The organism is Maricaulis sp. (assembly GCF_048269565.1).
In the GTDB taxonomy this organism is placed as follows: domain Bacteria; phylum Pseudomonadota; class Alphaproteobacteria; order Caulobacterales; family Maricaulaceae; genus Maricaulis.
Window position 1 is genome coordinate 385,666 of sequence record NZ_JBLXIK010000001.1, and the last position, 13,776, is coordinate 399,441.

General features: G+C 64.6%; 15 protein-coding genes and 1 pseudogene. 6 read left to right on the forward strand and 10 right to left on the reverse strand.

The genetic code is table 11. The features are described from left to right. Positions 1-17 precede the first annotated feature (17 nt). From ACN0YL_RS01910 to lgt, 4 genes and pseudogenes are all read right to left on the reverse strand, one after another. A complete protein-coding gene (locus tag ACN0YL_RS01910) occupies positions 18-659 on the reverse strand; it encodes a 50S ribosomal protein L25/general stress protein Ctc (protein WP_417496832.1) in 642 nt (213 codons plus the stop codon). A 157-nt stretch (positions 660-816) separates the two neighbouring features. After that, positions 817-1,749, reverse strand: a complete 933-nt coding sequence (locus ACN0YL_RS01915) for a ribose-phosphate pyrophosphokinase (RefSeq protein ID WP_417468738.1) — start codon at positions 1,747-1,749, stop codon at positions 817-819. A 69-nt stretch (positions 1,750-1,818) separates the two neighbouring features. Continuing rightward, on the reverse strand, positions 1,819-2,907 hold the full coding sequence (locus ACN0YL_RS01920; RefSeq protein WP_417496833.1) for a class I SAM-dependent methyltransferase: 1,089 nt from the start codon (positions 2,905-2,907) through the stop codon (positions 1,819-1,821). Continuing rightward, a pseudogene (gene lgt, locus ACN0YL_RS01925) lies at positions 2,891-3,839 on the reverse strand (prolipoprotein diacylglyceryl transferase); the annotation flags it as partial. The gene ACN0YL_RS01920 and the pseudogene lgt, both read right to left, overlap by 17 nt. 104 nt (positions 3,840-3,943) lie before the next feature. Between lgt and ACN0YL_RS01930 the strand changes: the two are divergent. The 3 genes from ACN0YL_RS01930 to proC all read left to right on the forward strand — a co-directional run bounded on the left by ACN0YL_RS01930 (position 3,944) and on the right by proC (position 5,707). After that, a complete protein-coding gene (locus tag ACN0YL_RS01930; protein ID WP_417496834.1) occupies positions 3,944-4,258 on the forward strand; it encodes an accessory factor UbiK family protein in 315 nt (104 codons plus the stop codon). Positions 4,259-4,352: 94 nt separating this feature from the next. Then, a complete protein-coding gene (locus ACN0YL_RS01935) occupies positions 4,353-4,856 on the forward strand; it encodes a YbjN domain-containing protein (RefSeq protein WP_417468741.1) in 504 nt (167 codons plus the stop codon). Positions 4,857-4,864: 8 nt separating this feature from the next. Then, complete coding sequence (gene proC / locus ACN0YL_RS01940) at positions 4,865-5,707, forward strand: pyrroline-5-carboxylate reductase (RefSeq protein WP_417496835.1); 843 nt, start codon at positions 4,865-4,867, stop codon at positions 5,705-5,707. Positions 5,708-6,259: 552 nt separating this feature from the next. Here the strand turns inward: proC and ACN0YL_RS01945 are convergent. The 4 genes from ACN0YL_RS01945 to uvrC all read right to left on the reverse strand — a co-directional run bounded on the left by ACN0YL_RS01945 (position 6,260) and on the right by uvrC (position 10,871). Then, positions 6,260-7,579 carry an ATP-binding protein gene (locus ACN0YL_RS01945; protein WP_417496836.1) on the reverse strand — a complete coding sequence of 440 codons (1,320 nt, stop codon included), beginning with the start codon at positions 7,577-7,579 and terminating at the stop codon, positions 6,260-6,262. 14 nt (positions 7,580-7,593) lie between these two features. Then, positions 7,594-8,295, reverse strand: coding sequence for a response regulator transcription factor (locus tag ACN0YL_RS01950; RefSeq protein ID WP_417468744.1), 702 nt, complete (start codon positions 8,293-8,295; stop codon positions 7,594-7,596). A 78-nt stretch (positions 8,296-8,373) separates the two neighbouring features. Beyond that, positions 8,374-8,973 (reverse strand): CDP-alcohol phosphatidyltransferase family protein, encoded by a 600-nt coding sequence (locus tag ACN0YL_RS01955; RefSeq protein WP_417496837.1) that lies wholly within the window; start codon positions 8,971-8,973, stop codon positions 8,374-8,376. 5 nt (positions 8,974-8,978) lie between these two features. Continuing rightward, on the reverse strand, positions 8,979-10,871 hold the full coding sequence (uvrC, locus tag ACN0YL_RS01960) for an excinuclease ABC subunit UvrC (protein WP_417496838.1): 1,893 nt from the start codon (positions 10,869-10,871) through the stop codon (positions 8,979-8,981). On the opposite strand from uvrC, the gene ACN0YL_RS01965 reads away from it, so the two are divergent. Then, on the forward strand, positions 10,870-11,613 hold the full coding sequence (locus tag ACN0YL_RS01965) for an SDR family oxidoreductase (RefSeq protein ID WP_417496839.1): 744 nt from the start codon (positions 10,870-10,872) through the stop codon (positions 11,611-11,613). The genes uvrC and ACN0YL_RS01965 overlap by 2 nt on opposite strands. 2 nt (positions 11,614-11,615) lie before the next feature. On the opposite strand, the gene ACN0YL_RS01970 is transcribed toward ACN0YL_RS01965, so the two are convergent. Next, positions 11,616-11,954 (reverse strand): dihydroneopterin aldolase, encoded by a 339-nt coding sequence (locus ACN0YL_RS01970; RefSeq protein WP_417490772.1) that lies wholly within the window; start codon positions 11,952-11,954, stop codon positions 11,616-11,618. Positions 11,955-12,037: 83 nt separating this feature from the next. Further along, positions 12,038-13,024 carry a calcium/sodium antiporter gene (locus tag ACN0YL_RS01975; protein WP_417490773.1) on the reverse strand — a complete coding sequence of 329 codons (987 nt, stop codon included), beginning with the start codon at positions 13,022-13,024 and terminating at the stop codon, positions 12,038-12,040. On the opposite strand from ACN0YL_RS01975, the gene ACN0YL_RS01980 reads away from it, so the two are divergent. Continuing rightward, positions 13,023-13,175: a hypothetical protein gene (locus ACN0YL_RS01980; RefSeq protein ID WP_417490774.1), complete on the forward strand. Its 153-nt coding sequence runs from the start codon at positions 13,023-13,025 to the stop codon at positions 13,173-13,175. The genes ACN0YL_RS01975 and ACN0YL_RS01980 overlap by 2 nt on opposite strands. A 36-nt stretch (positions 13,176-13,211) precedes the next feature. Beyond that, complete coding sequence (locus tag ACN0YL_RS01985; protein WP_417490775.1) at positions 13,212-13,682, forward strand: NUDIX domain-containing protein; 471 nt, start codon at positions 13,212-13,214, stop codon at positions 13,680-13,682. Positions 13,683-13,776 lie beyond the last annotated feature (94 nt).

Consider the following 13,776-nt stretch of genomic DNA (forward strand, 5'->3'; position numbering starts at 1 on the left):
GGATCGGCCGGCGAGGATTACTCCTCGCCGCCTTCTTCTTCAGCTTCAGCGTCGCCCTCGGCTTCGCCTTCGGCTTCGTCCAGGTCAGTGAGAACTGCGCGCGAACCCTGCAGGGTTGCGATGGTGAAGTCGCGGGCGATGGTTGGCTTCACGCCCTTCGGCAGGCCGACAGCCGACATGTGGATCGAATCGCCGATTTCGAGGCCGGTCAGGTCGACGGCGATGAATTCAGGGATTTCCGAAGCCGGGCACATCAGCTCGAGATCGTGACGGACGATATTGAGCACGCCGCCACGCTTCAGGGCCGGGCAGGTTTCTTCGTTCTGGAATTGAACCGGAACATTGACGCGGATCTTGGTGCCGGCTTCGACGCGGTACATGTCGACATGCATCGCCTTGTCGGAGACCGGGTGGAACTGGATGTCACGGGCAATCACCTTCTGGTTCTTGCCTTCGTGGTTCAGCTCGATGATGTGCGAGAGGAAATTGCCGCTCAGCAGGGCCTTGCGGATTTCATTGCCACGCAGATTGATCGAGACCGGACCCAGCGAGCCGCCATAGACGACGCCTGGAACCAGGTCTTCACGGCGGGCAGCGCGAGCCGCGCCCTTGCCAGTGCCTTCACGAACATCAACGGTGAGAACGATGTTGGAGCTCATCGACCTGTTTCCTTAAATACAAACGCCGCCAGACCAGGCGGGCGGCGATTTTTCTTGGCATCGCGCCACGGTGTTATTTCGAGCGGCGGGCTATAACTGATCCCTGCGCGCCGCGCAACTGCACCGCGGCGGAAGAGTCAGCTATCGGGTGATTTCTTCAGTCAAACAGCTTGGAAACCGACTCGTCATTGGCGATGCGGCGGATGGCTTCGCCCAGCAGCGGCGCGATCGAGAGCTGGCGCACTTTCTTCGTCTGGGTCGAGGCCGGCAATTCGGCGATCGAGTCGGTGATGACCACTTCCTTCAGCGCCGATTTGGCGATCCGGCCCTGGGCATCATTCGACATCACGCCGTGGGTGACATAGGCGGAGACCTCCGTGGCGCCGCATTCCAGCAGCGCGTCGGCGGCATTGCACAGCGTGCCGCCCGAATCGCAGATATCGTCGAACAGGATGCAGCGGCGGCCTTCGACATCGCCGATGATATTCATCACTTCCGACACACCGGCCTTGGGGCGGCGCTTGTCGACGATGGCGATCTCGGCATCGAGCAGCTTGGCCAGCGCGCGGGCCCGCACCACACCGCCGACATCCGGCGAGACAATCATCAGATTGTCGCTCTGGTAGCGGCGGCGGATATCGTCCTCGATCACCTTGGTCGCAAACAGGTTGTCGGTCGGGATATCGAAGAAACCCTGGATCTGGCCGGCATGCAGGTCGATGGTCAAAACCCGGTCGGCGCCGGACTTGGCGATCAGATTGGCGACCAGCTTGGCCGAGATCGGTGTGCGGCCGCCGGTCTTGCGGTCCTGGCGGGCATAGCCGAAATAGGGGACGACTGCGGTGATCCGGCGGGCACTGGCCCGCACCAGGGCGTCGGTGCAGATCAGCAATTCCATCAAATGGTCATTGGCCGGGCAGGAGGTCGACTGGATGATGAAGACGTCCTCACCGCGGACATTCTCGTCAATGCGCACGAAAATCTCGCCATCGGCGAAGCGTTCGATCTCGCTGGCCGTCAACGGCGCGTCGAGATAATCGGCGATCGCTCGGGCGAGTGGCCGGTTGGAGGTTCCGGACAGCAACTTCATGGCGGCAGACCCCTTCGTCAATCGTGGGGCTGATTAACAGACGCAGGCCCGGGAATGAAGCCGCAAGAGTCAGTCTGCGGAGAATCCGGGCGGGGTGGCGAGGCCGGGACTGTCCAGACAGACCAGCTTGAACAGCGATCCCATCTGCTGCTCGTCGGTCAGACGCCAGACCTGGCGGGCGATCACGCTGCGTTGCCGGGGCGCGGCCTGCGACAGCACAGCGGCGCGGGCCTCCATGCCGAGCTTGAGCAGGAAGGGACCCTGTTCGACCGGGCCCCAGGCGGTGAGGCCGCATTCGCGGGCCGCCGTGATCAATGATTCGAAATCGACCCGCGCCGTCAGATCGGCCGTTCCCGGATCCTGCAGGGGCGGCACTTTCTGGTGCGCGCGGATTGCCTGCAGCGTATCGCCCGTCTCGCTGCGGGCCGGGCCATAATCGAGCAGCAGCGCGCGGCCCGGCTGGGACGAGAAACGCTCGCCAAGCTGGTCGACCACCTGGCGGTCGCCGGGGCGCAGTTCAACCAGGCTGCCGTCGGGGGCCTCGCGCAAGCGTTCCGGGACCAATGCCTCGTCAACGCCGAGCGGCGGGCCGAGCACGAAGACAAATTGGTCGGCCTCCGTCTCGCCGAGTCCGACCAGGCGTTCATGCCATTGCCCCTTGTGCCGGACGGCCTGACGTAGCGGCAGGCAGTCGAGGAATTCATTGCCGACGATGATGGCCGGCCCGGCGGGGACGTTGTCCAGCCGGTCGATCCAGCGGATCTGTGCGCCGCTGGGGCCGAGCGTCTGGGCCTGCACGGCCTTGAGGGCGGCACTGGCCTCGATCAGGGTGACCTGCATCGCCGGTAGCAGGCCCGGCACGGCGCGGCAGGCGCGCAACGCGTCCGACATCATCGTGCCGCGGCCGGGGCCCAGCTCGACCACCTGCACCGGATCGGGCTTGCCCATGTCGAGCCAGCTCTGGGCGATCCACAGACCGACCAGTTCGCCGAACATCTGGCTGATCTCCGGCGCGGTGATGAAGTCGGCGCCGGCACCGATCGGGTCCTTGGTGGCGTAAAAGCCTTCCATCGGGTCGAACAGGGCCTGGGTCATGAAGGCGGCGATCGAGATCGGTCCGCTCTCCGCGATCCGTTCGCGCAGCCGGTCGGCAATCATGATCAGGCCTTGCCGGCGGGCGATGCGGTGCGGGTCAGGGCCCTGTGCACCAGCCAGACGCCCAGCAGGATCATCGGGATGGAGAGCAGCATGCCCATGGTGACATGGCCGCGCAGGAATTCCGGCATGTGGGCATCGGGTTCACGCACGGTCTCGAGCAGGGCCCGGAACAGGCCGTAGCACATCAGGAACAGACCCGAATTGAGACCCGGCTTCTCGAGCGAGCGGAATTTCCAGGTCGCCAGATTGATGATCGCGAACAGGATCAGCCCCTCCAGCGCCGCTTCGTAGAGCTGGCTGGGATGGCGTGGCAGGCAGAGCGGGTCGCTGGAGAAAGTCATCGCCCAGGGGAGATCGGTCGGACGTCCCCACAGCTCGCCATTGATGAAATTGGCGAGGCGGCCGAAGAACAGGCCGATCGGTGTCACCACGGCGGCGGCATCGCCGATACGTAAGAGGTCGAGCTTTTGCCGGCGGGCATAGATGAACAGCGTCAACGCGACCCCGATCAATCCGCCATGGAAGGCCATACCGCCCTCGGTAATGCCGGTAACGGCCCAGAGCAGGCGCTCGCCGAGGCTGTCGGGGACGAGCATGGCGCCGCGCAGGCCGGTCGCCATGTATTCCCATGCATAAAATATCACATAGCCGAGCCGGCCACCGACGATGACGCCGAGCGTGGCCCAGACCAGCAGGTCGTCGACCTGGAGCTCGGTGAAGGGGGATTTCGGCTTCTTCGTGCCCGGCGCGTGCCAGATCGCCGGACGGCGCGACAACAGCGTCATATAGCGCCAGCCCAGCAGCAGGCCGGCGATATAGGCCAGCGCATACCAGCGCAGGTCAAACCTCAGATCGAGACCGAACAGTTCGAACGGGCCGATCGTGAACAGGATCGGGTCGATGAGGTCGAAGCTGGCAGGACAATATTGCATGGCCGTTCCCGGAATAAGATGCAGATGTGACGCAAGGGCGCGTTGCGCTTTTGCGCTCGGCACCGCATATAGGCGTCTGTGAAACACACTAATGGCTTTCTTTGATGCAAACGCGCAACCCGCTTCTGAATGATTTCGCTGAACTGATGACGGATGCCTTCGGCGCCGCGCAGGCGGTTGGCGAGGAAGCACGCACGGCCATGCGGGCACAGGCCGACCGCTTTGTCGCGGATATGGACCTGGTCAGCCGCGAGGAATTCGATGTGGTCAAGGCCGCGCTGGCCGAGGCCCGCGGCGAGATCGAGACGCTCAACGCGCGGATCGCTGCCCTGGAAACCGCCGCTACCGCGCGTCCGGCTCCGGCACCCCGCAAACGCAAGCCTGCCGCAAAGACTGCAACGGCGAAATCCACAGACTGACACCGCGCACCGAGCGCTTTTTATTGCGCCTGCAGCGGCGTGGTCATACCGTCTCAGCGGTGTGAGTCGCCGCGCAGACGAAGGAGACTACGCCATGGACCTGCTGGCAGATGAATACGCTCCGGCGACATCGGATCCGCTTGACGCGGTCGAGCAGGCCGTGATCGCCGAGCAATACCCCTATGACCGTGAAGAGAATGGCGAATTGCACCTCAGCGTGCCCGGTGCCTGGCGCGATCACCAGATGTGGTTTGCCTGGCGTCCCGAGCTTGATGCGCTGCATATCTGCTCCAGTCTCGACCTGAAAGTGACCAGCAATCGCTTCCGCGATATCTGCGAACTGGTGGCCCGGCTGAACGAAAAACTCTGGCTGGGGCATTTTGACGTCTGGGTTGAGGATGGCAGCGTGGTATACCGTCACGCGATTTCCCTGCCCGCCGGCGAGACCATATCTCCGGCCCAGGCCGCGACGATGATTGCTGCGGCCCAGGAAGCGGGCGAGCGTTTTTACCCGGCATTTCACTTCCTGATCTGGGGCGGAAAGAATGTCGAGGAAGCAACCGCGGCAGCGATGTTCGAAACTGCCGGTGAGGCCTGACACAGACCATGACGACATCGACCAAGATTGCACTGATCGGCGCCGGCAATATGGGCGGCGCCCTGGTCGCGGGCTGGCTGCGCACCAAGCGTAGTGGCGTCGCGCCACAGGATTTGCTCCTGATCGACCCGGCCCCGGCCGACGCGGTCCAGGACCTCATTGCCCAGCACAGCTTGCGCCACGCCACGGCCGCCAGCGCCAAACTGCTGGCCGATGCCGACCTGCTCGTGCTCGCGGTCAAGCCGCAGGCGCTGGAGAAGATCGCCGTCGCGCTCGCGCCGTTGCTGCCGGCGAAATGTGCGATCCTGTCGGTGATGGCCGGCGTGACCATGACGCGGCTGACGACCATGTTTGGCGACCGCCCGATCGTGCGCGCCATGTCCAATACTGCCGCTGCGCTCGGGGCCGGGATCAGCGTCTGCGTCGCCAATGATGCCGGCGCCCCGATCGAAAAACTTGTCACCCGCCTGCTCAAGTCGGCCGGTCCGGTCGAATGGGTCAATGACGAGCGCCTGGTCGGTTCGGCCACCGCCGTCTCCGGCTCGGGTCCGGCCTATGTCTTCCTGCTCGCCGAGGCGCTGGCCGGGGCCGGTTTCGCCGAAGGCCTGCCGCGTGACCTCGCCGAAAAACTGGCGCGCCAGACGATTATCGGCGCCGGTGCCCTGCTGGCCGGCTCTGACAAGACGCCCCAGGAATTGCGCCGCTCCGTCACCTCGCCGGGTGGAACCACCCAGGCCGCCATCGACGTGCTGATGGGCGGCGGTGGCGGTCTGCCCGAACTGGTTCGCCAGGCCGTCTCGGCCGCCGAACGCCGCTCGCGGCAGATGGGCGCCGAGCCGCCGGGACGGTAGCACCCGCACGAAAATCTCCACGCGGCATGCCGCTGGAGGTTTGAAGTGTTCCCACCAGGGTGGGAGGGTGTGGGACGCCTTCGAATGCCGAACTGGCGCCAGTATGGATTTTGGTTGGTGTGACAATCGAAGCCGTCCCACACGTGCAGTTTTCCCGGGCTGTCTCCACCCCGTTTCCAATCCAGAAAGGTACTCAGGTCGGTCGTTTAGTGCCGTCAGACCTTAATGGACGCCCTGCCAGCGCTTGAGGATGTCACCCCTCTGCCCGGACAGGCTGCACGCTCCCGACCGCCGCGACTGACTGAGCTCACGCCTCCCGTGCGACCGGAACGAGGTGATTATGCGCGCACCGCGAGGGGGTGGGGATAAGTTGGCTCAATTTTCGTCATCCTGACGTAAGTCAGGACCTCGATTTCATGGGCTCCGACCCTGTCCTGTCGAGGTCCCTGCTTTCGCCGGGATGACGTGGGATCATTGTCGACGGTGGGGGATAAGTGGTCGGAGCTGGTGATGGCCTCGCGGTCCCGTTTCCGAATGCCGCCCACTCCAGCCCTAACCCGGCAAGCTCAAACAAGCCCTCAAGCCCCCCATCGGGCTCTGGCTCAGCCGGATATCGCCGCCATGGCCGCGGGCGACATCGCGGGCGATGGCGAGGCCGAGGCCGACGCCCTTGCGGTTGGGGTTGCGGCTTTCATCCAGGCGGTTGAAGGGTTTCAGCGCCTCTTCGTACTGGTCGGGCGGGATGCCTGGGCCGTCATCATCGACGAGGATCTCGATCCGGCCGGCATCGGCGCGGCGGATCGAGACGGCGACGCTTTCGGCATGTTCGCGGGCATTGTTGACGAGGTTGGCGAGGGAGCGCTTGACCGAACCGGGGCGGATATCGGCCTCGATCGCATCGCCGGCGACGAGATCGATATGATGACCGCTGCGGCGGGCATCCTCGATCACTTCGCTGACAAGGGCGACCAGATCGGTGCGCGCGGTCTCCTCATTGGCCTGGCCGCGCGCGAAATCGAGATATTCGTCTAGCATCTCCTGCATCTCGGTGATGTCGCGCTTGGCATCCTCGCGCTCCGGCGTGTCGGGCATCAGGGCGAGCTGCAGCCGCAGCCGCGTCAGCGGCGTGCGCAGATCATGGCTCACCCCGGCGAGCAGGGCGGTGCGCTGTTCGAGCTGGCGCCGGATACGGTCACGCATTTTCAGGAAGGCATGGGCGGCCTGGCGGACTTCGGTGGCGCCGGCGGGGCGGAAATGCGCCACATCCTGGCCGCGGCCGAATTGCTCGGCAGCATCGGCGAGGCGCCGGATCGGTTTGACCTGGTTGCGGATGAAGACGACCGAGATCGCGGTCAGCAGGGTGGTGGCGCCGATGATCCAGAGCAGGAAGATATTTCCGGTGGTGGCAAACACCCGCTCGCGCAGGGCGATGAAGCGCAGGACGCCGCCATCCACCTCGACGCGGATATCGACATAATTGGGGTAGCGCGTGGTATCGAACCAGAAATTCTGTTCCAGCTGACCGGAGAGCGCGCGCTGCAGCGTGCGGTCGAGCGTGCGGAAGAAGGAGGAGCGCCGCGAGGTCGGCAGGCTCTCGCCCGGGCGGACATCGACCGAGAGCCGCATCGTCGCCATGGCGATATCCGACTGGCGCCGGAAGGCTTCCGGATTGGCGAAATCATCCTCATACAGCGTCGTCATCATTGCGATGTCGCCGGCAATGCCCTCCGACAGCCGGCTGGTGACGGTCTCCCAATGCTGTTCGAAGAACGACCACACCACCGCGATCTGCATCAGCGCCACCGGCAGGACGATGATCAGCAGGGTGCGGGCAAACAGGCCTCGCGGCAGGACACGGCGCAGAATGGACATCGGGTTCCGCCGCTCTACGGGTCAAAGATCGGGTCGGCGGCGAGCTTGTAGCCTTCGCCGCGAACGGTTTGAAGATGCATGGGCTCCTTGGGGTCGTCCTCGATCTTGCGGCGCAGGCGGGTGACCTGGACATCGACGGCACGCTCGCCGCCGCCGGTGCGGTCCGACAGGGTCAGGCGCGAGACGACCTGGCCGGGCATCGAGGCCAGCGCCGCCAGCAGCGCCGCTTCGCCGCCGGTCAGGCGGACCGGCTGGCCGGCGCGCTGCAGCATTTCGCGCTCGATATCGAACTCCCAGGGCCCGAACGCCACGCGCTGGATCGCCGCCGGTGCCGGGCGCGCCCGGCGCAGGATGGCATGGATGCGCAGCGCCAGCTCCTCCGGCTCGAACGGCTTGGGCAGATAATCATCGGCGCCGAGGCTGAGGCCCTTGATACGGTCTTCCGCATCGCCGCGCGCAGTCAACAGGATGATCGGGGTCTCGGCATGTTTGCGGATCGCGGTAGTGAGTTCGAAGCCGTTCATGCCGGGCATCATCACATCGAGGATCAGCAGATCGAAGGCCAGCGAGTTGAGGGTGGAGAGCGCCTTGGCCGCATTCGGGGCCGTGGAAACGCGAAAGCCGCGCCCCTGCAGGAAGCGTTTGAGCAGGGCCCGGATGCGGTCGTCATCATCGACCACGAGGATATGGGCTTCGTCGCCAGCGCTCTCGTCCATGCCATCTCCAATAACCGACCGCGCCAGCATGGCCCGCGCGCCGGTTTTGCTCAAGATACCCCCGCACCGGCCCGGTGACTATTTGCGGAAATAATTCCACGCCGTCAGCAGGCTCAGCGCCGCGGTGACCCAGAGCGCGCCGATCCAGACCAGCAGCACGAAATCCTGGCTGGTCCAGCCCAGCGGCTGGGCGATCAGCGGGAAGCCGGCGACGATCATGGCGAGGGCGGTTTTCAGCTTGGCGGCCGGGGAGACGGCGAGCGTCGTGCCGGCAGGGCCGCCGGGCAGCAGCCGCGCCGCGGTCATGGCCGCATCGCGCGCCACCAGCGCGAACACCGGCACCGCGATATCAATCGGCGTGCCCAGGATCAGCATGTAGACGATGAGATAGGCATCGACGAGCAGCTTGTCGGCAATCGGGTCGAGGATCTCGCCGAGGGTGGAGCGCGCATCCCAGCGCCGCGCCAGATAGCCGTCGAGCCAGTCGGTCACGGCCGCGATGATGAAGGCCGCGACGGCGAAACCGGCCAGACCGCGCGCCGCCAGCACCGGCTCGCCCAGCCATAGCGGCACGGCGCCGCTCAGTGACCATTGATAGGAGGTCCAAAGCGCCACAGCCCCGCCGAGCGCCAGCAGGATACGGAGAACCGTCAGTATGTTGGGAATCTGGCGTCGCATGACTTCTACCTCTGGAACCAGTCGTGGATACGTTTGGCCATCGCGCTGGAGACGCCCTCGACGGCCTCCAGATCGGCCAGCGCCGCATCGCGCACCGATTTGGCCGAGCCGAAATGAGCCAGCAGGGCCTTTTTGCGCGACGGGCCGATGCCGGGCACATCATCGAGCGGATTGTCCGCCATCTGTTTCTTGCGCTTGGCCCTATGACCGCCGATCGCAAAACGGTGGGCTTCATCGCGCAGTCGCTGCAGATAGTAGAGCACCGGGTCCTTCTGCGGCAGTTTGAAGGGCGGTTTGCCCGGCAGGTAGAAGGCCTCGCGGCCGGCATCGCGCTCGGGACCCTTGGCGATCGCCGCGATACAGATATCGCTGATGCCGAGTTCCTCGGCCACACCCATCACCTTCGATAATTGCCCGGCGCCGCCATCGATCAGGATCAGATCCGGCACCGGCGCGCCATCCTCGCGCTCCCTGATCAGGCGCGAGAAGCGCCGCCGCAGCATCGCCGCCATCATCGCGAAATCATCATTGGTGGCGGCGTCGCTACCGGTCATGTTGAAGCGGCGATAATGGGTCTTCTCGAAGCCTTCCGGCCCGGCGACGATCATGGCGCCGAGCGCATTCGTGCCCTGGATGTGGGAATTGTCATAGACCTCGATCCGCTTGGGCAGTTCGTCGAGACCGAAGACGCGCTGCACGCCCTTGAGCAGGTGCGCCTGCGAGGCGCTCTCCGACAGTTTGCGCGCCAGCGCCTCGCGCGCATTGGCGGCGGTGCGCTCAACCAGTTTGCGCTTTTCGCCGCGGACCGGGCGGTGCAGCGTCACCTTGCGGTCGGCCTTCAGGCTCAGCGCCTCGGCCAGAAGCGGGGCATCCTCGACATCATGCGACATCAGGATCAGGCCCGGCGGCGGCTTGTTGTCATAAAATTGCGCGATGAAGGCGGCGAGCACCTCGCCGGTCTCGACCTCGCTGTCATGGCGCGGGAAGAAGGACTGATTGCCCCAGTTCTGGCCGGCGCGGAAGAAGAAGACCTGGACGCAGGAACGGCCGCCATCCTGGGCGACGGCGATGACATCGGCTTCCTCGACGCCTTCCGGATTGATGCCCTGGTCGGTGGTGACAGCGGCGATGGCGCGGATGCGATCGCGCAGGCGTGCGGCGCTTTCATAATCGAGCGCCTCGGCGGCCTCGGTCATGCGTTGCTGCAAATCCTCGCGCAGGGCGTTGGACTTGCCGCGCAGGAAATCGCTCGCCTGGGTGACCAGCTCGTCATAGGCGGCCGGTTCGATCAGGCCAACGCAGGGCGCGGCGCAGCGCTTGATCTGGTGCAGCATGCACGGACGGGTGCGGCCCTCATAAACGCTGTCGGAACAGGTGCGCACCAGGAAGGCTTTTTGCAGCGTGTTCAGGGTCTGGTTCACGGCACCAACGGAGGCGAAGGGCCCGAAATAATCGCCCTTCACCTTGTGGGCGCCGCGATGCTTGGTCAGTTGCGGCGCCGCATGGTCACGGCGGATCAGGATATAGGGGAAGCTCTTGTCGTCGCGCAGCAGCACATTATAGCGCGGCTTGAGGCGCTTGATCAGATTGGCCTCGAGCAGCAGCGCCTCGGTCTCGGTCTCGGTGACGACGAATTCCATCGTCCGGGTCAGCGCGATCATCAGGGCGATGCGATTGGAATGGCCGCGGCCATTGGCATAATTGGAAACGCGATTCTTCAGATTGCGTGCCTTGCCGACATACAGGACCGTGCCATCCTCGGCGAACATGCGGTAGACACCGGGCCTTGAGGGCAGGTGTTTGACATAGTCGGCGATGATCTGTGCACCGCTGCGCGATTGCACCGGCGCTGTGGACGCGTCATTTATCGGCTCAGAAGGTGTTTCAGGAGACGTCATGTCCGACAAGATCGCGCTCGTTACTGGTGGCGGCAAGCGCCTGGGTGCCAAAATTGCGCGCGCCCTGGCCGAGGATGGCTGGCACGTCGTCATTCACTACAACAGCTCGGGCGAGCAGGCACGTGCGATTGAGGCCGAGATCCGTGCGGCCGGCGGATCGGCGAGCACGGTACAGTTCGATCTGGCCGACATTGCCGGCGTCAAACGCTTTGCTGATGGTCTCGGACGGCTCGATCTCCTGGTCAATTCGGCCTCGGTGTTCGAGCAGGATCGTCCTGAGAATGTCGAAGCTGCAGCACTCGAACAGGCCCTGCGCGTCAACCTGATGGCACCGGTCCTGCTCGCTTCGGCGATGGCCGGGCCACACCAGTCGCGCGCCTCGGGCTGTATCATCAATCTGCTGGACCAGAAGCTGTTCAATCTCAATCCGGATTTCTTTTCCTACACCCTGGCCAAGCACGCGCTTCTGGGCGCGACGACGACGATGGCGATGGCGCTGGCACCGCGCGTGCGGGTCAATGGCATCGCGCCTGGGCTGACCCTGCCCTCCGGCGGCCAGAGCCAGGCCGAGTTCGAACAGGCGCACCGGTCCAATCCGATGCGTGGCGGTTCGACGCCGGAGGATATTGTCAGGGCGGTCCGCTTCATTATCGCGACCCCGTCGATGACCGGCGAGACCATCACCCTGGATGGCGGCGAACACCTGATGCGGCGGCTGCGGGATGTCTCGATCGAGGCCTGACGCTAGAGCGTGACTCGGGCGACGACCGCGTCACAGGCAACGGTGCGCGGTGATTTGGTCACGGCCACGGTGACCTGTTCGACATGGTCGAGTGCCTTGAGCCCTTCGGCGATCGTGACGCACAGCGTTTCGGCCAGATTGTAATGCCGCGCATCGACGACCTGGCGGGCGATGTCGGCGATATCGTCATAGCTGGCCGTCTCGGTGATCGAATCACGCTGTGGCATGCTGGCGAGGGCAATCCTGACATCGATGCGGATTTGCTGACGGCTATCCTGTTCGAAGCTGTGGATTCCGAGCGCAGCGTCCATCTGCAGGCCGACGACTTCGATTTCGATCATGGATATCCGGCGCCTTGCTCAGCAGAAGTGTGCGGTTGGATAGGTCATGATCCGGGCGCGATCAAGCAGGTGCGCGCACACGGTCAGGCCATGGCCGAACGGGCCAGCACCGCGATATAGCCGAAATAGCCGATACAGAGCCCGGCCCCGATCAGACGGGTGATCGGGCGTTGCAGCAGGACGAGGGCGGCAATTACCAGGCTGGCACCGAGCATCACCCAGAAGTCGAGCGCGAAGAAATTCTCGTCGATTGGCAGTGTATTCCCGGTCAGGCCGGCGGCCAGACCGGTGGCGCCGCCGACGGCGAAGACGTTGAAAATATTCGATCCAAGCACATTGCCGATCGCGAGATCGGCCTGGCGCCGCACCGAGGCCATCACGACGGTCGCCAGTTCCGGCAGCGAGGTTCCCAGCGCAACGGCGGTCAGTCCGATCAGGGCCGGTTCGACGTTCAGGTCGCTGGCCGCGGCGATCCCGCCTGTGACAATCATCTGGGCGCCGACAGGCAGGGCGATCAACCCCCCGGCCAGGGCGAGCAGAATTGAGGGCAGGGTCTTGGGAAGCCCGTCCATATGTTCGATATCGGTCAATTCGGCCAGGGTCGGGTCATCGCTCTTCTTGCGGGCCTGAAGCCCGAGCAGCGCGACATAGCCGATGATCGCGGCCATCAGGATCGCGCTTTCCTGCATCGAGACCTGGCGGTCCCAGCCGAACACGATCAGCACGACCGCGGCGGCGAGCGCGAACAGTGCGTTGCGGCGCAGGCCGGGCGTTGTGGTGTGTATGGTGCCAAACAGGGCCGGCAGGCCGAGTACGAGCAGGAAATTGGCGATGTTGGAGCCGACGATATTGCCGACCGCCAGGCCCGGCGCGCCGGTCAGCGCCGACTGGACGCTGACCACGAGTTCCGGGGCCGAAGTGCCGAAGGCGACAATGGTCAGCCCGACGAGAAGGTTCGGCAGCCGCCACAGGCGCGCCAATGCTGCCCCGCCGCGCACGAGGAAGTCGCCGCCGAACAGCAGAAGAACGATTCCCGCCAGGATTAGCGGGACGTATTGGATAGCGTGCATGAATCTACCGGGCGCTGCGGATCAGGACTTAGTCGAGGCGGCGATATTCGATAAGATTGAGCAAGGCGAACACGGCCACGACGAGGCCAACAGCGATCAGGGCATACATGGAAAACGTCTCCAGACAAGCATGGTCAATGACCGTACATAGCGTGCCGCTGGCCGGGTGGCCAGCGCCGGATTCGGTATGAGCTGGCGGGCGCGTATCGAGCCGTTCGCACGGCCCTGCATGCAGGCATTCTGGCGCCTGACGCGCGGTGCAACGCTGGGTGTGCGCGCCATTGCCGAACGGCCCGACGGGGCCATCGCCCTGGTGCGTCACACCTATATCGATGGCTGGCATTTGCCCGGCGGCGGGGTGGAAGCTGGTGAGACCGCGCCGTTTGCAGTGGCGCGCGAACTGGCCGAGGAGGCCGGTGTGCGTCTGACCTGCGACCCGGAACTGCTGGGGATATATGCCAATCATTCGGCTTTCCGCGGTGATCATGTACTTTTGTATCGCGCCACCGGCTGGGTGGATTGTGCGACGCAAAGCGCGGGCGAGATCGAGTGTGTGGACTGGTTTTTGCCATCGGATTTGCCGGCCGGGACAGCCGGCGGGACCCGCCGGCGGATTGCGGAAATCTATGATGGCGCGGCAAGAGTCCCGCACTGGTGAGTGTAAACTGCCCCTGGCCGCGGAAAATCAGCTAGGCTGGCAGGGAAGGCGACGGTCCGGCAGCCGTTTCCGCAGGATATAGACGAGTTTTCCG